Source organism: Moraxella sp. E33BD (genome assembly GCF_041807865.1).
In the GTDB taxonomy this organism is placed as follows: domain Bacteria; phylum Pseudomonadota; class Gammaproteobacteria; order Pseudomonadales; family Moraxellaceae; genus Moraxella; species Moraxella haemolytica.
The window spans coordinates 13,014-33,221 of record NZ_JBGTZD010000005.1 but is presented as its reverse complement, the minus strand read 5'-3'; the positions used below and the strand labels follow the sequence as shown (position 1 = coordinate 33,221).

General features: G+C 42.8%; 17 protein-coding genes. 8 read left to right on the top strand and 9 right to left on the bottom strand.

Going from position 1 to position 20,208, the window contains the following annotated elements:
* Positions 1-93: 93 nt before the first annotated feature.
* Positions 94-846, top strand: a complete 753-nt coding sequence (locus ACERC6_RS03865; protein ID WP_373627827.1) for a pseudouridine synthase — start codon at positions 94-96, stop codon at positions 844-846.
* Positions 847-869: 23 nt separating this feature from the next.
* On the opposite strand, the gene ACERC6_RS03860 is transcribed toward ACERC6_RS03865, so the two are convergent.
* Complete coding sequence (locus tag ACERC6_RS03860; RefSeq protein WP_373627826.1) at positions 870-2,630, bottom strand: M61 family metallopeptidase; 1,761 nt, start codon at positions 2,628-2,630, stop codon at positions 870-872.
* A gap of 189 nt (positions 2,631-2,819) precedes the next feature.
* Between ACERC6_RS03860 and ACERC6_RS03855 the strand changes: the two genes are divergently transcribed.
* Positions 2,820-3,305: a peptidylprolyl isomerase gene (locus ACERC6_RS03855; protein ID WP_373627824.1), complete on the top strand. Its 486-nt coding sequence runs from the start codon at positions 2,820-2,822 to the stop codon at positions 3,303-3,305.
* A 338-nt stretch (positions 3,306-3,643) separates the two neighbouring features.
* Here ACERC6_RS03855 and nqrF read toward each other — a convergent pair whose 3' ends face one another.
* The 6 genes from nqrF to ACERC6_RS03825 are packed head-to-tail and all read right to left on the bottom strand — an operon-like array spanning position 3,644 to position 9,731.
* A complete protein-coding gene (gene nqrF / locus ACERC6_RS03850; protein WP_373627823.1) occupies positions 3,644-4,879 on the bottom strand; it encodes an NADH:ubiquinone reductase (Na(+)-transporting) subunit F in 1,236 nt (411 codons plus the stop codon).
* A gap of 10 nt (positions 4,880-4,889) precedes the next feature.
* The gene (gene nqrE / locus ACERC6_RS03845) at positions 4,890-5,498 is read right to left on the bottom strand and encodes an NADH:ubiquinone reductase (Na(+)-transporting) subunit E (RefSeq protein ID WP_373627822.1); all 609 of its coding nucleotides are present in this window, start codon (positions 5,496-5,498) and stop codon (positions 4,890-4,892) included.
* On the bottom strand, positions 5,498-6,157 hold the full coding sequence (locus ACERC6_RS03840) for an NADH:ubiquinone reductase (Na(+)-transporting) subunit D (protein WP_284674009.1): 660 nt from the start codon (positions 6,155-6,157) through the stop codon (positions 5,498-5,500). Before ACERC6_RS03840 ends, nqrE begins: the two co-directional genes overlap by 1 nt.
* A 1-nt stretch (position 6,158) precedes the next feature.
* Positions 6,159-7,145, bottom strand: coding sequence for a Na(+)-translocating NADH-quinone reductase subunit C (locus ACERC6_RS03835; RefSeq protein WP_373627821.1), 987 nt, complete (start codon positions 7,143-7,145; stop codon positions 6,159-6,161).
* A complete protein-coding gene (locus ACERC6_RS03830) occupies positions 7,132-8,358 on the bottom strand; it encodes an NADH:ubiquinone reductase (Na(+)-transporting) subunit B (RefSeq protein WP_373627820.1) in 1,227 nt (408 codons plus the stop codon). The genes ACERC6_RS03835 and ACERC6_RS03830 overlap by 14 nt, the downstream gene beginning before the upstream one ends.
* 26 nt (positions 8,359-8,384) lie before the next feature.
* A complete protein-coding gene (locus ACERC6_RS03825; protein WP_373627818.1) occupies positions 8,385-9,731 on the bottom strand; it encodes a Na(+)-translocating NADH-quinone reductase subunit A in 1,347 nt (448 codons plus the stop codon).
* A 462-nt stretch (positions 9,732-10,193) separates the two neighbouring features.
* Between ACERC6_RS03825 and hisA the strand changes: the two genes are divergently transcribed.
* On the top strand, positions 10,194-10,919 hold the full coding sequence (gene hisA, locus ACERC6_RS03820; protein ID WP_373627931.1) for a 1-(5-phosphoribosyl)-5-[(5-phosphoribosylamino)methylideneamino]imidazole-4-carboxamide isomerase: 726 nt from the start codon (positions 10,194-10,196) through the stop codon (positions 10,917-10,919).
* Between the two features lie 328 nt (positions 10,920-11,247).
* Here the strand turns inward: hisA and ACERC6_RS03815 are convergent, their stop codons facing one another.
* Positions 11,248-12,042 carry a helix-turn-helix domain-containing protein gene (locus tag ACERC6_RS03815; RefSeq protein WP_373627817.1) on the bottom strand — a complete coding sequence of 265 codons (795 nt, stop codon included), beginning with the start codon at positions 12,040-12,042 and terminating at the stop codon, positions 11,248-11,250.
* A gap of 168 nt (positions 12,043-12,210) precedes the next feature.
* On the opposite strand from ACERC6_RS03815, the gene ACERC6_RS03810 reads away from it, so the two are divergent.
* The 5 genes from ACERC6_RS03810 to ACERC6_RS03790 all read left to right on the top strand — a co-directional run bounded on the left by ACERC6_RS03810 (position 12,211) and on the right by ACERC6_RS03790 (position 18,399).
* A complete protein-coding gene (locus ACERC6_RS03810) occupies positions 12,211-13,173 on the top strand; it encodes a proline racemase family protein (RefSeq protein WP_373627816.1) in 963 nt (320 codons plus the stop codon).
* A gap of 1 nt (position 13,174) precedes the next feature.
* Complete coding sequence (locus ACERC6_RS03805) at positions 13,175-14,452, top strand: NAD(P)/FAD-dependent oxidoreductase (protein WP_373627814.1); 1,278 nt, start codon at positions 13,175-13,177, stop codon at positions 14,450-14,452.
* A gap of 42 nt (positions 14,453-14,494) precedes the next feature.
* Complete coding sequence (gene dapA, locus ACERC6_RS03800) at positions 14,495-15,361, top strand: 4-hydroxy-tetrahydrodipicolinate synthase (RefSeq protein ID WP_373627813.1); 867 nt, start codon at positions 14,495-14,497, stop codon at positions 15,359-15,361.
* Between the two features lie 11 nt (positions 15,362-15,372).
* The gene (locus ACERC6_RS03795; RefSeq protein ID WP_373627812.1) at positions 15,373-16,860 is read left to right on the top strand and encodes an aldehyde dehydrogenase; all 1,488 of its coding nucleotides are present in this window, start codon (positions 15,373-15,375) and stop codon (positions 16,858-16,860) included.
* Between the two features lie 96 nt (positions 16,861-16,956).
* On the top strand, positions 16,957-18,399 hold the full coding sequence (locus tag ACERC6_RS03790; protein WP_373627811.1) for an alanine/glycine:cation symporter family protein: 1,443 nt from the start codon (positions 16,957-16,959) through the stop codon (positions 18,397-18,399).
* A gap of 545 nt (positions 18,400-18,944) precedes the next feature.
* On the opposite strand, the gene ACERC6_RS03785 is transcribed toward ACERC6_RS03790, so the two are convergent.
* Positions 18,945-20,183, bottom strand: a complete 1,239-nt coding sequence (locus ACERC6_RS03785) for a hypothetical protein (protein ID WP_373627810.1) — start codon at positions 20,181-20,183, stop codon at positions 18,945-18,947.
* Positions 20,184-20,208 lie beyond the last annotated feature (25 nt).

The window sequence follows — 20,208 nt, the reverse complement described above, 5'->3', positions numbered from 1 at the left end:
TTTGGGTGATTTGTCCAAGCAATCAAAACCAGATGATGTTAAACTATCATCTGGTTTTTTATTGATTTTATAAGCGTGTTGGTTTAATTGGTGATGGAAAAGTTGGTTTTGTTTAATAAGCCGTATGGGGTGCATAGTCAATTTCGTAAAGAGCATGACCAGATGCAGACTTTGGCGGATTTTTTTGATGATAAGAGTTTGCGTGTCGCAGGGAGATTGGATAAAGATAGTGAAGGTCTGCTTATCTTAACCAACAGCGGTGGTATTAATCATGCCATCACCACGCCAATGCACAAAGGCGGCGAAAAAAAGTTTGGTAAGACTTATTTGGTGCAGGTAGAGAATAATCCGACTGCTGAGCAGATAGCACAGTTAGAACAAGGGGTTGTGCTAAAAGATGGTAGGACGCTACCTTGTCAGGTGCGACTGCTAGATGAGTTGCCCATTAACCTATGGGAGCGAAACCCACCCATTCGTGAACGAAAAGCAATACCAACGGCATGGCTTTCCATTACCATTTATGAAGGTAAAAACCGCCAAGTTCGCCGCATGGTTGCTCATGTGGGTCTGCCGTGTCTTAGGCTTATTCGTTACCAGATTGGCGTGTGGTCGCTGGCTTGGGGTGGCTGTCAGCTCGGTGTGGGCGAATCTTATGAAATTACCATGGATAAACAAACAATGGCTCGCTTAGGTCTTAGCACCCTTGATAATGGCTCATCAAATCCCAAAAATAAGCCAAGCGGTCGCATAAAACACAAAAAAAGAGTTACCGCTTCTCACAAAAGGCACAAGACAAATAAAGGTGCTTATTCATCAAAACCTTTAAAACCGTCCGCTTTATCGTAAAGTGGACGGCTTGAAAATCAAGTTTAACCAAGCCATTGGTTTGGACGGTTTTCTTGTAATGTAAATTGACGATATTCATAGGTGTCGAAGCCTACTTCAAATATCATCAACTCATCACGGCGAAAGGCGTGTATGCTGACACTTTGGTGGTGACAAGATTGATGTTTGCTTGCGGTTTGTAGCTGTTTTTGGTTGGCTTTGATACCATCTATGGCGATGATGACATCGCCTGTAGATATACCTGCCAAACTTGCTGCACCGTGACGCACCAAATGCTTGACGGTCAATCCTACACCAGATTCATCACAAGTCATACCCCAAGGCTTTTGGGTGGTTTGGGCTTGAATGGTGATGCCAATGTCGCTTAACATCTCTTCAATCGGCAAGGCGACACGACCAACCACATAATCATCAAAGAATGATTGCCATACCGCATAAGGAATAAAGCCTGTGATGACCTCGCCTAAGTTTTCATGTGTCATGCCAAATCGCTTGTTATCTTGGGTAAGGGCTTTTTGATAGAAGGCTTTAATGACATCAAACAAGCGATACTTTCCATTTGAGTGCTTAATAAGGGTTAAATCAAGCAACAAGGCAATCAGTGCCCCTTTATTATAATAACTGACACCCTGATTGGTGTAGTTTTCATCAGCACGATATAGCTTAATCCACGCATCGAAGCTAGATTCTGCAACGCTTTGCAAATCCCTACCTTCAGTCTGATAGTAGCGATTGATTGCTGCTGTTAAGCGGTTTAAATAAGAGACTTTGTCAATCACGCCAGAGCGTAGCAACATAAGGTCATCAATATAACTGGTAAAGCCTTCAAACACCCATAATAATGGCGTAGGAGCTTCTGTTTGCAGGGTTGTTGTCATCATGACATCAGGTCGCACAGTCTTAACCCACCATGCGTGAAAATATTCATGGCTACACAGACCCAAATACCGCTGATAATCATCGCTTGGTATGGTAGGTTCAAAGGCGGTGGGCAGGTCGGTGCGTGGGCTGACTAGGGCGGTTGAATTGATGTGTTCTAATCCACCATAATCACTGCCTGTAATCATTGTCATGAAGGTATAGTCATTAAAAGGGGCTGTACCCAGTTCACCTAGGTAGGTTTGGCAGATTTTGGCGACATCTGTTTTTAGACGCTCAAGATTGCCACGATGCTTGCCTGCAATAAAGAAGCGGTGTGGTAAAGCTGTGCCATGCTCATCATGCACCACAAAATCAAACTCATCTTGGCTGGCAATCTCAAAAGGATAATCATAGCATTCAAAGGCGGTTATGGGAGAAAGCTGGTAAGATACCAAATCATCATCACTATGCTTGGTATGACCAAGACCGCACGCAAGCGTTGCGTTGGGGTTTTTGGCATAAAAAGCATTTGGCACTTGCAAGGTGATATTGGCAAGGTTGTTTTCCTGCCCTTGCACCATGAGTAAGAGTGAGCTAAAGTTACCAAACAAGCGAGTATTATCAACAAAAGCTGCACGCACTGACAAATCATGACAGTAAACCTCGTAATGCACCTTGACCTCATCGCCTGCCTTGATGTGGCTCAGCTGATAGCTGTTTTTGGACAACTTGAGAGAGTCGCACAGTTTGCCGTTATGTTCATACTGCACCAAAGTGATGTTTTTACTAAACTCACGAATCATGTAGCTACCTGCTATCCAAGTGGGTAGCCACAGTATCGGTGCATCCTCGCCCACCACAAAACCTAGTGATACATCCACCAAGTGGGCGTAAAAACGGCGAAAATTAACTAAATAGTTCATCTTTATTTTCTCATGATGGTTGGTTTGGTATATCATAGCATTTTTGGTGTGAGCTTAAAAGTGATAAGCACAAAAGCAAGTTTTTGCAATTTTACCAAACAATTTGCCAAAAGTCTGTTATAATGGGTGGGAATATATTTGTGGTAGTGATGCCACTATCCAATGAATCTTTTTGAAGGAAAAACTTTTATGACAGCAATCAGCAAAGACACCATTGTTCAGTTTAACTATACCCTCACCAATGAACAAGGCGAAACTCTTGACCAGTCTCGTGGCGAGCCATTGGCTTATTTACATGGTCATCATAACATCATTGCAGGCTTAGAAGCTCAAATGGAAGGTAAAGTTGCTGGCGATAAATTCGTTGCTACTGTTGCTCCAGCCGATGCTTATGGTGAATACTTGGCAGAAGCGGTGCAATCTGTACCTCGTGCTAACTTCCAAGGTGTGGATAATATTGAAGTGGGCATGCAATTTCAATCGCAGACTGATGATGGTCATGTGATGCTTGTTACCGTTAAAGAAGTCACGGACGAAGAAGTGGTGGTTGATGGTAACCATCCGCTAGCGGGTCAGACGCTAACCTTTGATGTAGAGATTGTAGAAGTGCGTGCTGCTACCGCAGATGAAATTGCTCACGGTCATGCACATGGTGTGGGCGGACATCATCATTAATAAACTGACTGATTAGCAAAACACCCCAAACACTAATGGCTGTTGAGGTGTTTTTTTATTTAATGGCTGTCTATGTTGTTCGTGGCAAATGGTTTGTTTGATTGTCGTAAGTCAATGGGTGGTTTAAGCTGATATTGGTGCACTGGTTCTCTTAAAATAATAAAAGCTCTTTAGAGACGAAGTTTACTTTGCTCATATACCCATGGACTAAGTGGTATCCAAGGCCCATCAAGTACGCCAAGCAAATAAGATTGCTTATTTGGATTGAAAAGTGGATTTGATGATTTTGATTGAAATAAAAAACCCGTCCAAATAGGACGGGTTTTTTGAGCTGATTATTAGCCCCCGAAGTCATCAAGCAAGATATTTTCATCTTCTACGCCCAAGTCTTTGAGCATTTTGATGACAGCAGCATTCATGACCGGTGGCCCACACATATAGAACTCACAGTCTTCTGGAGCCGGGTGGTCTTTTAGGTAGTTTTCATACAGAACATTGTGAATAAAGCCTGTATAACCTTCCCAGTTGTCTTCTGGCATTGGGTCAGACAGGGCGACATTCCAAGTAAAGTTTGGAAATTCTGCCGCTAGACCATCATAATCCTCAACATAGAACATCTCACGCTTGGAGCGAGCCCCATACCAAAAGCTAATCTTGCGGTCAGATTTTAGGCGTTTTAGTTGGTCAAAGATGTGCGAACGCATCGGTGCCATACCTGCACCACCACCGATAAAGACCATCTCTGCCTTAGTGTCTTTGGCGAAGAATTCACCATAAGGACCTGATACGGTAATCTTATCGCCTGGCTTTAGGCTAAATACATAAGATGACATCTTACCAGGCGGAATGCCTTCGCCACCACGAGGTGGAGGACTGGCGATTCGGATATTAAATTTGATGATGCCTTTTTCTTCTGGGTAGTTTGCCATAGAGTAGGCACGAATCACAGGTTCATCAACTTTTGAGGTGTATTGCCATAGGTTGAATTTATCCCAGTCTTCATGATACTCTGGGTCAATGTCAAAATCTTTGTAATGCACGGTATGTGGTGGTGCTTCTAGTTGCACATAGCCACCTGCACGAAATGGGACAACCTCGCCCTCCGGGATTTTAAGGGTAAGCTCTTTAATAAAGGTTGCCACATTGTCGTTTGAGATGACCTCACATTCCCATTTTTTAACATCAAAGAATTCAGGGTCAATCTCAATCGCCATGTCTTGCTTGACCGCCACTTGGCACGCCAGACGCATGCCATCACGAATCTCGCCTTGGGTAAAATGACCTTCTTCGGTAGGCAAAATATCACCACCGCCAGAGATGACCTTACAGCGACACTGACCACAAGTGCCACCACCACCACAAGCTGATGATAGGAATATGCCTTGATTGGCAAGGGTCTGTAGAAGTTTACCGCCTGCTTCGACCGAGATGTTATTATCAGGGTTTTCGTTAATATTAATGTTGATATTGCCTGTACTGACAAGCCGACTGCGTGCGATGAGAATCACCACCGCAAGGCCCATAATAATGGCGGTAAACATTATTACGCCAAATATTGCTGTTCCAAATTCCATTCTTTTCCCCTTATAACGACATACCGCCAAAAGACATAAAGCCTAGCGACATCAGTCCTACGGTAATAAAGGTAATGCCAAGACCACGCAAAGGTGCTGGCACATCAGAGTACTTGAGCTTCTCACGAATACCTGCCAGTGCTGCAATCGCAAGTGCCCAGCCAGTACCTGCACCCACACCATAGACGATGGACTCGCCAAAGTTATAGTCTCGCTCCACCATAAACAGTACGCCACCCATGATGGCACAGTTTACGGTAATCAGCGGTAGATATACACCCAGTGCGTTATATAGGCTTGGCATGAATTTATCCAAGAACATCTCCATGATTTGTACTACCGCTGCAATCAAGGCGATATAAGAGAGTAGTCCTAGGAACGATAAATCCATGTCAGGATAACCTGCCCACGCAAGTGCTCCATCTTTTAGTAGGAATTGATACAACAGGTTGTTCAGTGGTACGGTGATTGCCATGACCACGATGACTGCAATGCCAAGACTGAGCGCTGTTGAGACTTTCTTGGAGATGGCGATGAATGTACACATGCCCAAAAAGTAGGCAAGTGCCATATTCTCAATAAACACCGAAATGATAAATAAATTTAGATAGTGTCCCATTAGTGTGCTCCTCCCTTAGAATTTGGCTTGATGACAAATTCGGCAGGCTCAACTTGATTTGGTTTCCCAAGACGAATGATGGCAATAAACAGAGCGATGATAAAGAATGCTGATGGTGGTAGAAGGAGTAAGCCATTTGGCACATACCAACCGCCATCAGTAACTTTGCTTAAAATCTCAATGCCAAAGAGCGAACCATTGCCCAGTAGCTCACGAATCACTGCCACAAAAATCAGCACTGCTGAGTAGCCAAGACCATTACCGATACCATCTAGGAAGCTAGGAATTGGTGGATTACTCATGGCAAAGGCTTCGGCACGACCCATGACGATACAGTTGGTGATAATCAGACCAACGAATACCGATAGAGCCTTGCTGGTGTCATAAGCGACTGCCTTTAGGATCTGATCAACCACAATCACCAACGAGGCAATGACAACCATCTGTACAATGATACGGATAGATGATGGGATATTGTTGCGAATGATTGAGATAAAAAAGCTAGAAAATGCCGTTACCAAAGTCAAGGCAATACTCATAATCAATGCGTTTTTAATACTGGTCGTAACCGCCAGTGCCGAACAAATGCCCAAAATTTGTAGTGCGATGGGGTTGTTATTAAATATCGGCTTGGTTAAGATTTCTTTGGTGTTAGCCATTTTATGCCCCTCCTTTTTTCAGATTGTCCAAAAATGGCTTATAGCCTTGTTCGCCAAGCCAAAATTGTAGCAAGTTATGCACACCACGACTGGTCAAAGTCGCACCACTCACACCATCTACATAGTTTGGATTTGGCTTGGGTGTGCCTGCTTTGACAACGCCTGTAGCCACTTGACCGTTCTCATTGTAGGCTTGCTTGCCTACCAGCTGATTACGCCATTTTGGCTCAGCCACAAGTGCACCTAGACCTGGGGTTTCTTTATGCTCATAAAAGCTAATGCCCTTAATGGTGTTCAAATCACCCTCTAAGGTCAAAAAAGCGTACATCGTGCCCCAAAGACCGTAGCCGTGCACAGGCAGTACCACAAGCTCTGGCTTGCCTTCTGCATCAGGCTTGACATAGATCTTGGCAAATTTTGGAGTTGCCTTGATGCCTGCTGGATCTTCTGTTAACGGATTGTTAAGTTTTGGGTCTTTAGAGGCTGCATTGGCATCATAAGCACTAACATCGCCAATCCCCACAGATGATAATTCCTCACTGGTGGCGTATTTGCCTGTGGCAAGGTTGACTAACTTAACCTCAAAGTCTTTAAACTTATCATCAACTTCACTGCTTGTGGCAGTTGCTTCTGCCAAACCACCTGCAATCAAGATGTTCTTGTTGCGGTCAAGGGCTTGGTTGGCTTGTTGTTTTGGTTTTAAACCAACAGCGACTGCCGATACCAAAATCGAGCAGACCAAACACAAGATTAAGGCAACCATTAGAGTCTGACCATTACCGCCTTTTTTTGGGGTCGGAGCATCTGCTTGGTTGTCTTGCACATCTTCGCTTTGAGCAATACTAGATTCTTGGTTGTTCGTCTTTAACACTGCTTCGTCATTGGCATTTTCGTCTGCTTTTACCTCATCTGGTAGAGAGTCGTTGGTTTGACCACTTGGTGTGATAAGGTCGTTCGTCCTTACTTTATCAATATCATTTTGAGACATAATGCATTCTCCGTGCTGTTTGGCGTTTGATGTTGGCTTGGGTTACAAAGTAATCAAACAAAGGTGCAAACAAGTTAGCGAATAAAATCGCCAGCATGATACCCTCTGGGAACGCAGGGTTAATCACACGAATGACCACAGTCATAAAGCCGATAAGTAGTCCATACGCCCAGCGTCCTGTGTTGGTGTGTGCGGCGGATACGGGGTCAGTTGCCATAAATACTGAACCAAACATAAATCCACCAACAACCAAATGCCAATGAGGTGCAAGACCCATCATTGGATTCTCACCGCCAATCATATTAAAGATAAAGGCAGTAACCACAAGACCGATGATAGAACCTAAAATCACTCGCCAACTGGCGATTTTCATATAGCAAAGTACGATACCGCCAATAATGATCGCAAGGGTTGAAACCTCGCCAATAGAACCTTGCATTTGCCCTAAGAATGCTTGACCCCAAGATAGGGTATTGCCATAAGCATCAACAAATTTGTCCGCTGTGATACCTACTGCTGCTTGCCCTAGTGGGGTTGCACCAGAAAAGCCGTCCACAGCTGTCCATACCGCATCGCCTGACATAGATGCAGGGTAAGCAAAATACAAGAACGCACGCCCAGCCAATGCAGGGTTTAGGAAGTTTTTACCTGTACCGCCAAAGACTTCTTTAGCAACGACCACACCAAAGCTAATGCCAAGTGCAACCTGCCATAGTGGCGTGTCTGGTGGTAGCGATAGGGCAAAGAGTACTGAAGTTACAAAGAAACCTTCGTTCACTTCATGCCCACGCACGACTGCAAAAATAATCTCCCACAAAATACCCACCACAAAGGTTACGGCATAAATTGGCAAAAACTGCATCGCTCCATAAGCAAAAGACGCCAAAATGCTATTTGGGTCATAGCCAAAAAGCCCTGTAATGATGGTACGCCAGCCATCAGGAGTAATGCCAGCGTGAGCCATATAGGTCAATGCTTGAAAGCCGACATTGTACATACCCCAAAACATCGCAGGGAAAGTACATAGCCACACGGTAATCATAATGCGTTTTAAGTCAATGCCATCACGGACATGAGAGGCACTATAAGTTTGAGAGCTTGGTTGACGAAAGAAAGTGTCAAACATCTCAAAAATGGCATAGTATTTTTCGTATTTTCCGCCTTTGGTAAAGGACGGTTCCATACGGTCAAAGATATTGTGAATAAATTTCATCGCTTCTTTTTCCTTGTTGTTATGTCCTAGCCTTCAGCTTCAATACGAGTTAAGTTATCACGCAAAATGTCGCCAAACTCATATTTTCCAGGCGATACAAAAGTGCATAACGCCAAATCTTCTTCATCAAGCTCCAACGCTCCAAACTCCACTGCTTTTACAATATCTTCTGTGATTAATGCACGCAGTAGCTGGGTGGGTAGATAATCTTGAGGCATTACTTTTTCATAAGAGCCAATCGGCACCATTGCACGAGGTGAGCCGTTGGTGGTGGTAGTAAACTTGTATTTCTTGCCTTTGAAAAATTGCGATAAGTAGATTGGCAAGAATGAGAAGCGGTTTGTTCCCAAAGTAAAAAAGTGCATGGTAGGGCGTTCAAAACCTTCCGCTAAGACGGATACTTGATTGTGAAAGCGACCTAAATGAGCAACAGTAGAGCTGTACTTACGACCTGATAACACCGAACCTGAGATGATGCGATTTACCCCATCTGTCAGCTCGCCACGAGTCAATTCTGCCAAATCTGCTCCCCGAGTAGTGCGAATTAGGCGTGGGTTTTTGACTGCAGGGCCTGCCAAACTGATGATGCGGTCGGTATAAATTTTACCTGTGGTAAATAGCTTACCAATAGCAATCACATCTTGATAACCAATCGTCCAGACTTGTACGCCACGAGCCAGTGGATGTAAAAAGTGAATATGCGTACCTGCATTACCCGCTGGGTGTTTGCCTGTAAAGCTGTGATATTCGATGCTGTTAGCGACATTGGTTGCTTTGGCTGGGGCTGTCTGACCATGGCAGACAAATGTCTTTGGTGATAAGGTTGAGATGATTGCTAAGCCGTCATTGAATGCCTTAATATCAGCATTGATGATGTCGCTGGCATCGGCACATAATGGGTTGGTGTCGGTGGCGGTAACAAAAATCGCTGACGGTGTGCTGTCAATTTCTGGTGTGCGACTAAATGGGCGAGTACGAAATGCTGTCCACTCGCCTGATGCAACCAATTGTTCTTTAACAACTTCTGTATCAATAGATGCCAAATCTTTAGAAGAATAGGCGTTAAAAGTGATTTCTGGTGCCGCCGCTTCATCAACAGCGATGACGATGCTTTCAAAGACACGACGCTCGCCACGATTGATGGCCACCACATGACCACTGGTTGGGGCGGTGTATTTGACACCTGCACGCTTTTTATCTTCAAACAGCACTTGTCCTTTGGCAACAATATCGCCTTCCTTGACACTCATGGTCGGACGCATACCGATGTAATCATAACCGATAAGGGCGACTTGAGTTGGCGTGTGCTCACTAATCTCTTTGGCGGGTTCGCCCATGATGGGCAGGTCCAAGCCTTTTTTGATGGTAATCATAAGTGCATACTTAAATTAAGACCAAAACACACCAGCACAGGCAAATCCAACATCAAGTATTGTTGTGGCTGCCCAAAGGCTGGCTACCAAAATCCTAAAAACATCCAAAACTTACTGGCGTGGTCATGCCAGCTGGTAAGTTGATTTTGTCTAAAGGTGTGTATGTGTGGGTAAAAGTGGGTATGTGCTTTATTGCTAAAACTTTACCAAATTGCCCCAATTCATACAATAATCCTATCAATTATACGCTAAATTATCAAAAATTTACAGAGTTTTTAGTGATTTGGCTGTCAAAAAGTTCATCAAATCCATGATATTTAATGATTTTTCAGTTAATCTAAAATTTTTGTATAAAAAATTAAAAATATTGCCTAAATTTATTATTATTTGTTACAATCGCAGGGCTAATCATTTTGGTTGTTTTTTGTTATTTGAAAAGAAAAAACAGAGTGTCTTATGTCTATGTTAATTATTCCTGCAATCGATCTTAAAGATGGTAAATGTGTCCGTCTCAAACAAGGACGCATGGAGGATGATACGGTATTTAGTGATGACCCTGTTGCCATGGCGACACAGTGGGTGGCACAAGGGGCAAGACGCTTGCATTTGGTGGATCTAAACGGGGCGTTTGATGGCGTGCCTGTACATAAAGAGGTGGTTGCCGCCATCGCTAAAGCTCATCCACAATTGCCCATTCAGTTGGGTGGCGGTGTACGCAGTCTTGAGACCATTCGCCATTATCTAGAGGTGGGGCTAAACTATATCATCATTGGCACCAAAGCTCTTGAAAATCCTGAATTTGTTGATGAAGCTTGCCGTGAGTTTGCAGGGCATATCATTGTTGGTATTGATGCTAAAGATGGCTATGTGGCGACACATGGCTGGGCAAATGTTACCGATACTCGTGCCACCGACCTTGCCAAGCGATTTGCTGATGCCGGTGTGTCGTCCATCGTTTATACCGATATCGCCAAAGATGGCATGATGCAGGGTGTTAATATTGATGAAACAGTCAAGCTTGCTAAATCTTGTGGCTTGCCCATCATTGCATCTGGTGGGGTAACTAATATGTCAGACATTGAGCAACTAAAGCCTCACAGTGAGTATTTGCTTGGGGCGATTACAGGGCGTGCCATCTATGAAGGGACGCTGGATTTATCAGAAGTACAGACCTTTTTGGATAAATAAGCACAATAAAAAAGAGCGAGATGATTCGCTCTTTTTTATTGGACGGCATTTAGTTGTTTTGATGGGCATTCAACACCCAAATTGTGCCATTGCTAAGTAGTAGATAAGCAATGCCTTGTGTCAACAATTCTACTCTACTGGTAATAGTTTAATAACTGTATTAAAAGTTAATAGATTAACTTGACTTTGAAATCAGGTGATGAGCAATATAATCATCCCCGCTTATCCTGCAAATGCCAAAATGATGCAATGGCTCGTGTTAATCATAGTACGGCTTTTTCAATTTTGTGATATAAAAGCAATGTATGGCAAAGTGCTATAAGTACAGCTAAATCATCCTTTTGCGAAAATCACTGGGTGACAAACCTGTAAGCTGCTTAAACTGTCTACTAAATGCACTGTGGTCTGTATATCCGCACTGAATGGCAATCTCAATCACCGATTCATTGGGGTTTTGTAGTAATTTGACAGCTTTTTCTAGACGAATTTTTTGCAACATTTGCTGTGGTGATAGGTTTAATACTGAACGAAATAGTCTCTCCAGTCCAGAAATACTAAGTCCTGCTATGGTTGCAAGTTTATTGATGGTAATTTTGTGCTCAGCATTGTCTTGCATATAATTAATGATTATTGCAAGCTTTTCATGGGCTTTTAATTTGTAGCTATTATCCTTGTCAATATCAATGGAAACACCGACCATTGCTATGATTTCATTTGTTTTATTATAAATTGGGATTTTGTGTGTAATACACCAACCTAGCTTGCCAGATGGATAAGTATGTAGTTCTAACCTGTCTACGATGGGAGAGCCTTCCAAAACTTTTAGGTCTTGTATCATATACTCCCTCCCTTGTTTGTCGCCAAACATCTCAGTAGGAGTTCTGCCAATAATTTGTGCATCATTATTGACATCTAGCCTAGTTTTTAACGTTTGATTCACCGCCATGTATTGTGCTTGAGTGTTTTTTATAAAAAACACTGTTGAGCTTAGCAGATCAAGAAGGGGAATGATGGCTTGGATACTGGTGATGAAGCTATCAAAATCATTAACCAGATATTGGATATCGGCACTATTTTTATTAAACCCTAGTATTTGTAATTGGGGTAAGGCGTATGTGTGCATGCTTTTTGCTCCAAAGTATGGTGCATTGTATCAAATATGAATGATTGATTGTATGCAAATTGTGCTAAATTCGGCGTTTTTTTAAAGAAATATATCAAGCTTGGTTTTTAAAAAATCACTAACATAAACTCAAGGATTAATTGAGGCATTAAAACAGGAATAAGATTTATGAGTCATCAAAATTTTTCTCTACACCTAATTGACTCGCACACAGGAGGTGAGCCTACACGCATGATTTATAAGGGATTTCCTGAATTGATTGGACGGAGTGTTGCTGAGAAGTTGAAGGATTTTAAACAAAATTATGACCATCTTCGCCGATCTATTATCTTGGAACCTCGTGGTAGCGAAGTGATGGTTGGTGCCTTGCTTGTGCCGCCAAGTGATGATTCTGCTGTGGCAGGTGTTATCTTCTTTAATAATGAAGGATATCTTGGCATGTGTGGACATGGCAGTATTGGCGTGATTACTTCTTTGGCCTATCAAGGGAAAATTGGTGTTGGCAATCATCGATTAGAAACTCCAGTTGGGATTGTTACAGCAACACTGCATGAAGATGGTAGTTGTAGCATTCGTAATGTGCCATCTTATCGTTACCGCAAACAAGTGGCGGTAAATGTACCTGACCTAGGCATTATCCATGGTGATATCGCATGGGGTGGTAATTGGTTCTTCTTAATCAATGATCATGGGCAAGATTTGCAACCTTCAAATATCAAGCAATTAACGCAAGTGAGTCTAAAAATTAAATCAGCACTTAAAAATCAGGGTATTACAGGTGATGATGGTGGCGAGATTGATCATATTGAACTGTTTGGCAAATCTAATATCGCTGATAGTAAAAGTTTTGTTCTTTGTCCAGGTGGGGCGTACGATCGTTCACCCTGTGGGACAGGCACTAGTGCCAAAGTTGCTTGTTTGGCTGCTGATAATAAACTTAAGCCAACCACCATTTGGCGGCAGGAAAGTATCATTGGTAGCGTATTTTTGGCAAGCTATGAGCTTGGTGATGATGGCTATAATCAATCTGAAAGCGTAACAATTATCCCAACAATCAGAGGAAGTGCGTATATTAGTGCTGAAACCAAACTTGTAATGCAGGCGGATGATCCATTTCGTTGGGGGTTTTAAAATGAGTGAAATTAAGACTGATGCTGATTTTTATATCATTGGTGGCGGTGTGATTGGATTGTGTACGGCAATGCGATTGCAGTCTCAAGGTCAGTCTGTGGTAATTTTGGAGGCTGGTACGGTAGGTGCTGGTGCTTCTTTGGGCAATGCAGGACATATTGCAACGGAGCAGGTTTTTCCCATTGCAGATCCAAGCGTTATTAAGCAACTACCCTCAATGCTCTTTGATCCGTTTGGTCCGTTGAGATTGGATTGGGCTTATTTGCCAAAACTGTTTCCGTGGGCAATCAAGCTGTTGTTATCTATGAGAGATGAGTCATTTCAAAGAACTCATGAGGCGTTAAAGCAGATAAATGGTGTTAGCCTATCTGCTTGGCAGAATTTTGCAGACAAGTGGGGCTTGGATAAGTGGGTTCATACTCACGGCTCTCTGCTGACAGCTGAATCCCAATCTTCTTTATTGCAACTAAAGCAACATGGTGAGAAATTAGTTGCTCTTGGTGTGGCAAATGACTTTGTTTCTCAAGATGAGCTGGCAGAACGAGAGCCTGCATTGGCAAGCAATCAATTAGGTGCGTTATTTTTCCCTAATACCGGTCATATCAGTAATTTAGAGGGGGTATACAAAGTATTGATTGCTCACTTTGTTGGGATGGGTGGTGTCATTTGCGAGAATTGTAAGGTCAATAAAATTGACGCCACAGAACAGACTGTGCGTTTGATAACTACTAAGGGTGAGATTCTTGCTCCGCACATTATAATTAGTGCAGGAGCATTCTCAAAACCCTTGGTAATGCAAGCGACAGGCGTTGAAGTTGCACTGGATACAGAGCGGGGCTATCATTTGATGCTACCCAATGAATCAAGCCGTCTTTGCGTGCCTGTAACAAGCATGGACCGTCGTTTTATTATGACGCCGATGTATGCAGGACTTAGATTGGCGGGTACGGTTGAATTTGCAGGGCTTAAAAAGCCGGCCAATATGCAGCGTGCTTATAACCTGCTTAAGCTTGCCAACCCCATGTTTAAGCAAAATTTAGATGATTCACAATCTGAACCTTGGATGGGATTTAGACCTTCTACAGCAGATTCATTACCTGTTATTGATAAGCTTGGAAGGGTCTATCTGAATTTTGGACATCAGCATTTAGGGCTAACACAAGCAGTGATCAGTGCACAACTAATTAGTGATTTGTACTTTAATCAACCATCAGCTATTGATCGCAATCCGTATAAGCTAGAGCGATTTGGTCGCTCTAATATAGGTGATTTTGATTGACAGTTAATTTAATTAAACATAGCTAAATTAAGGAGAAGCTATATGAATATCCATGGTATTTTGGTGCCAATTGTTACTCCATTTGACAAAAATGGTGCAGTGGATGTGCCAACATTGCAAAAGTTGGTTACTTCTTTTATTGACAAAGGTGTGGCTGGTATCGTTGCTTGCGGTACAACTGGTGAATACTACACCCTATCACAAAAAGAGCGTGAAGTGGTAATGACAACCATCGCCAAGCATGCCAAAGGCAAAGTCAGTCTGATTGCTGGGGTGAATAGCTTGTCAACTGACCACACCATTGAGCTTGCTCATCAAGCCAAGGAGATGGGTTATGAGGGGTTAATGCTATCAGCAAACCCATATAGTCTGCCGGAACAAGCAGGCATTATTGCTCATTTTGAAAAAGTGGCCGATGCGGTAAAACTGCCAATCATTATGTATAATTTTCCTGCTCGAGTGGGTGTGAATATTGAATTTGAAACTGTTGAGCGTTTATCTAAGCATCCTTACATTGTGGGCATCAAAGAAAGTAGTGGTAATTTTAGCCACGCACTTCGTATGCTACAAGCTAAGTTTGAAAATTTTGAGATTGTTTGTGGCTGTGATGATCAACCTGTTGACTTCTTCTTTTGGGGGGCAAGAAGTTGGATTGCGGGGGCTGCTAATGTCTTTCCAGAAGAGCAAGTTGCGATTTATCAAGCTGCTTGCAATGGCGATTGGGATGAGGCACGCCGTATTATGACAGAGATTTATCCCGCCATTCATTCAATGGAATCTGGCGATTATAATCAAAAAGCCAAAATTGGTTGCTTGAAAGGTACAATTGATGTTGGTGGCGTACGCTTGCCATTGGTTGATGTTCGTGATGAAGATAAACAAGCGTTTTTATCATTGTTAAATGGTTAAGGTTGTGTATTATGATGGCAAAAAATAAAGAAGCTGTTTTTGAGGCAGCAAAGCAGGGTGCATTGTATGCAGGCAATTTAATTGTTGATGCCAGTCCGTGTCAAGCCACAATGCCAAACACTACTCCAATTGACAACAGTGTCATTGGTAAAATTGACGATGCCACCGAAGAGCATGTCAATCAAGCGGTGGCATCGGCTCGTAATTGCTTTAATAAAGGTACTTGGAGGGATAAGCATCCTGCTGAACGAAAGAAGATTATGCAAGCATGGTCGGCTCTACTAAAAGAACATGTCGAAGAATTGGCGGCATTGGACTGTATTGATGCAGGCAAGCCAATTAGTGAGTGCATCAATACCGATATGCCAGCAACGCTAGATACTTTTGATTGGTATGCTGAGGCGATTGATAAGGTTTTTGGCAAAGTTGCACCAACGGATAATGGTGTTGTTTCATGGATTGTTAAAGAGCCGATTGGTGTGGTGGGTGCTGTACTACCATGGAACTTCCCAGCTCAAATGTTTGCATGGAAAGTAGCACCTGCACTCATCATGGGTAACAGCGTTATTGTAAAGCCTGCTGAGCTTACCAGTCTTTCAGCGTACCGCATGATTGAATTGGCTTATGAGGCAGGTGTACCAAAAGATGCCCTGCAGATGATCTGTGGTCGAGGTGAAGTGGTGGGTGCTGCTATTGGCAAGCATATGGATATTGATATGGTATCCTTTACTGGTTCAACCGAAGTTGGGCATTTATTCTTGCAGTATTCGGCACAAAGTAATCTTAAAGAGATTGTTTTGGAGTGTGGGGGTAAAAGTCCGCAGATTATCTTTGAGGATGCTATCATTGATGAAAATATGATTAACAATGTACTATCTGCAGCATTTTGGAATATGGGTGAAAACTGTAGCTGTGGCTCTAGATTGTTGGTGCATAGCAGTAAAAAGCAGCTTCTACTTGAAAAGTTGATTGAAGGCTTGTCTGCTTGGAAAATTGGCGACCCACGCCATGACGATGTTGTCTTAGGACCCATGATTGAACAAGCACACTTGGACAAGGTAGTTCATTACCTAGAAACCGCCAAATCAGAGGGGGCGTCACTGGTAACGGGTGGCAATTTGCTTTCAGACTTGGGTAGTGGATGGTATATCGAGCCGACTATTTTTGATAATGTGACTGCTGACATGACTTTGTTTAAAGAGGAGGTATTTGGTCCTATTTTGGCTGTGACGACATTTGAGAGTGAGGAAGAGGCTATCAATTTGGCGAATGATAGCAGTTACGGTCTAGCTGCATCGTTCTATACCCAAAGTCTTAAGTGTGCATTGACGGTTGCCAGAAAAATACAAGCAGGCACAATATCTATTAATGGATTTTCAGAGGGTGACATCACAACCCCATTTGGTGGCTATAAGCAATCAGGATTTGGCGGTCGAGATAATGGGATTGAGGCGTTGGAGCAATACTGTCAAACCAAGACCATTTGGGCGATTTGCTAAGTAATAAGGACATTCAAGACCCTACCATGCATTAAATGCAAAACCTTTGGGATGCATATTCCATTGGCGGGGTTTATACAACTCAAGGAAATGAATATGGAAGATTTCATCAATACCGTAGTAGGTTATATTTGGAGTGATGCTCTGGTGTATCTGGCTTTGGCTGTAGGCATCTACTTCACCATCGCTACAAAAGGTGTGCAATTTCGCTATCTAAAGGAAATGATTCGTCTATTGTTTGATAAGAATAATTCAGATCAAGGTGTTACTTCATTTCAGGCGTTTTGTATGGCGTTATCTGGTCGTATTGGCGTGGGTAATATTGCTGGCGTAGCTACTGCGATTGCAACTGGTGGTCCAGGGGCGGTTTTTTGGATGATTATCATGGGACTGTTGGGCGGTGCCAGTGCTTTTATTGAATCTACTTTAGCACAAGTCTATAAAGAAAGCTCGGATAAGCAGTATCGTGGTGGCTCGCCTTATTATATTGAAAAAGGCTTAAAAATGAAGTCTTTTGCGATATTTGTCGCCGCTGTAGTTTGCCTATCGTACGGTGTACTTGTACCAGGCGTGCAGGCAAACACCATCAGTGATTCATTCAAAACCGCTTTTGGATTATCGCCCATAGTGACAGGATTGATGGTCATTGTGCCTTTGGCTTTTATCATTTTTGGTGGCATTAAGCGTATTGCTAGATTTGCCGACAAAGTCATTCCTTTTATGGCAATCTTCTACATTCTTATGATGTTGGTGATTTTAACCTTTAATGCCGTTGCCATTCCTAGTATGATTGCTTTGATTGTAAAAAGTGCGTTTGGTATGGATGCTGTGTTTGGTGGCATCGTTGGTATGGCAATTTCTTGGGGTGTTCGCCGTGCAGTCTTCTCTAATGTTGCTGGTGCAGGCGAGGCGACATTCAGTTCTGCTGCTGCAGAAGTTTCACATCCTGCCAAGCAGGGTCTCGTACAGGGATTTTCTGTCTATGTGGACACAGTGCTTGTATGCACCGCTACAGCATTGATGATTTTGTCAACAGGCATGTATAATGTTCAAGGTCCAGATGGCGCTATGTTGGTTGAAAATATGCCTGGTGTTGCCGCTGGTACAGCATTTACCCAAGCGGCGGTTTCAACTATTTTTGCTGACTTTGGACCAGCATTTGTTGCATTGGCTATATTCTTGTTTGCCTGGACCTGCTTGCTTGCCTATTATTATATTGCCGAGACAGCCTTGGTATACTTGGATAATCAATTGCGTTATCCTTATTTAAAAACTGTACTTAAGGTCGTATTTTTGATAATCTGTTTCTTTGGTAGCGTGCAATCAGCAGGTATGATGTGGGCATTGGGCGATATTGGTTTTGGTGTTATGTGTTATTTAAATTTCATCGCCATCCTGCTGCTAAGCAGAGTAGCTTTCAAGGTTCTAAAAGACTATGATAATCAGATGAAGCAAGGCTTAGATCCAGTATTTGATCCCAGAAAGGTGGGTATTGAAAATGCAGATTTTTGGGTGGAGTATAGCGATAAACACCGCTGATGAATACCTAAGATATGTATCATTGAATGGGGTGTTATTAAAAACAGCACAATAAATACCTTCTCACTACAATCCCCACCCTATTCTTTAATGGATATTTTCCTGTTTGCAGAAAAGGGAATATCAAGTGAGGGGTGGGTTGAGTATAACCCTGCAAGAAACTCCCAATAAACTTCTGTATTTTGTGTTTGATTGGTCTTTGATAATAGTGTAAGGACTGTTTAACATGACTAAACAGTCCTTCTGATACCTTATCAAGTCGTTTTTGCATGGTGGTTCTGACTGATAGGTTGTGCCTCTTAGCAAGCTGTTTATAAGTTTATTTTCCTTGTGTGTATTCTTGCCAAATTTGATCATTGCTGATGTCAGCTCTCTCAACAAAATACCAAAAAACATTCCTACGCCGTCTTTCTTGCTTACCTTGTTTTTTACCATTGCTCTTGGTATTTGTAGAGTCATGGTTATGGCATGTTTTTTAATTTCCATAAAACCTATTTAAAACCATATGTCATCAGACTTTGAGTGGGACAGAGCAGGGATTTTGTCTATTGAGTCTGAGCATTCAACACCCAAATTGTGCCATTGCTAAGTAGTAGATAGGCTTGATTATCATTGGAGAGAATTTTGATGATTGGTGCTGGTAAGTTATCAGATAAAGATACAATATCGCCCTCGGTGGTCAAAATACTGATTTGACGATAGCCTTTATGGGGAATGAGAGCAAAATTGTTACGACCTGCCACCAAATTGGTATCAAATTCACCAATCGCATGATTAGAGTAACCTTCGCCCAAGACTTTTTCATTCAGTTGATCGCCAGATTGTATGTATTTGACAAACCGTCCGACCAAATGGGGCATTTGTATGGCATAAAGATTATCACCAAACACAAAAGGCGACTGCCAGCGATTGTTTGATAAAGGCGTGCTTTGGGCAATGATTTGTAGTTGGTTATCTACATTGCCAATAACAACCGTGCTTGCTCCATACCCGCCACCTGCAATGGTTGTTACCAAATGATTGCCCTTGCTGTGAGGTAAAATCTCAAAGGTATTTGCCTCAAAAACCAAGCCTCTAACCGTTAAGGGCTTGCTAAGCGGTGTAAGACTATGCCGTTCTAAAAATTGCACCTGCCTTGCCTCAATATCATCGCCTAGTACGCCATGCCGATAAGTTCTGCTGTCTGGGTGGGATAGGACGGCAATGTGTCCGTTGGTATTATCGCCTGTAAAATTGATTTGTACAGGGCGAGCGTCTGGCATGACAGAACCAAAGCGAGCAACTGTTTGTACACGATTTCCTACCACTTCAAGGCGAACAAGGCTTGCCGTACCGTCATCATGAGCCTCCACAGCAATGGTTGCCAAAGGTAGCATGAGCATGGCGGAGTGGGGCGATAGGCGAATGGATGAGTGGTAACGCTGTCCATTTTGGATTAGGTTAAAGTAACCATCTTTGTCGGCAAAAGCCACTTTATCAAACTTTGCCACAGCGGAGACGCTTGATGATACGCCCTTAGCGAGTTTGATTGGTTTGTCTGGGTGTGGCACTTGCCAAAGCTCGGCTTTGTCATTGATAATGAGTGGACTGGTGTCATCAACAAGGGTGATTTGTTTGGCAACTCCCACTTCAGATAAATCAAGCTCGCTGAACGCATAAAACCACTCACGCATGGACTGACTGGTTGAGCTTGTGTGTTCGGTGCTGGGTTTGGCACAGGCGGATAAGTTTGCCCCAAGTAGGGTAAGACTTAAGGTTAGGGCGAGTTTGCGAAAATGATTCATTTTACTGCACATCCAAAGTTTTAAT

Bases quoted from the DNA above. Each gene is read 5' to 3' on its own strand.
- ACERC6_RS03865 (WP_373627827.1), top strand. From the start codon at position 94: ATGGAAAAGTTGGTTTTGTTTAATAAGCCGTATGGGGTGCATAGTCAA.
- ACERC6_RS03860 (WP_373627826.1), bottom strand. From the start codon at position 2,630: ATGAACTATTTAGTTAATTTTCGCCGTTTTTACGCCCACTTGGTGGAT.
- ACERC6_RS03855 (WP_373627824.1), top strand. From the start codon at position 2,820: ATGACAGCAATCAGCAAAGACACCATTGTTCAGTTTAACTATACCCTC.
- nqrF (WP_373627823.1), bottom strand. From the start codon at position 4,879: ATGGAATTTGGAACAGCAATATTTGGCGTAATAATGTTTACCGCCATT.
- nqrE (WP_373627822.1), bottom strand. From the start codon at position 5,498: ATGGGACACTATCTAAATTTATTTATCATTTCGGTGTTTATTGAGAAT.
- ACERC6_RS03840 (WP_284674009.1), bottom strand. From the start codon at position 6,157: ATGGCTAACACCAAAGAAATCTTAACCAAGCCGATATTTAATAACAAC.
- ACERC6_RS03835 (WP_373627821.1), bottom strand. From the start codon at position 7,145: ATGTCTCAAAATGATATTGATAAAGTAAGGACGAACGACCTTATCACA.
- ACERC6_RS03830 (WP_373627820.1), bottom strand. From the start codon at position 8,358: ATGAAATTTATTCACAATATCTTTGACCGTATGGAACCGTCCTTTACC.
- ACERC6_RS03825 (WP_373627818.1), bottom strand. From the start codon at position 9,731: ATGATTACCATCAAAAAAGGCTTGGACCTGCCCATCATGGGCGAACCC.
- hisA (WP_373627931.1), top strand. From the start codon at position 10,194: ATGTTAATTATTCCTGCAATCGATCTTAAAGATGGTAAATGTGTCCGT.
- ACERC6_RS03815 (WP_373627817.1), bottom strand. From the start codon at position 12,042: ATGCACACATACGCCTTACCCCAATTACAAATACTAGGGTTTAATAAA.
- ACERC6_RS03810 (WP_373627816.1), top strand. From the start codon at position 12,211: ATGAGTCATCAAAATTTTTCTCTACACCTAATTGACTCGCACACAGGA.
- ACERC6_RS03805 (WP_373627814.1), top strand. From the start codon at position 13,175: ATGAGTGAAATTAAGACTGATGCTGATTTTTATATCATTGGTGGCGGT.
- dapA (WP_373627813.1), top strand. From the start codon at position 14,495: ATGAATATCCATGGTATTTTGGTGCCAATTGTTACTCCATTTGACAAA.
- ACERC6_RS03795 (WP_373627812.1), top strand. From the start codon at position 15,373: ATGATGGCAAAAAATAAAGAAGCTGTTTTTGAGGCAGCAAAGCAGGGT.
- ACERC6_RS03790 (WP_373627811.1), top strand. From the start codon at position 16,957: ATGGAAGATTTCATCAATACCGTAGTAGGTTATATTTGGAGTGATGCT.
- ACERC6_RS03785 (WP_373627810.1), bottom strand. From the start codon at position 20,183: ATGAATCATTTTCGCAAACTCGCCCTAACCTTAAGTCTTACCCTACTT.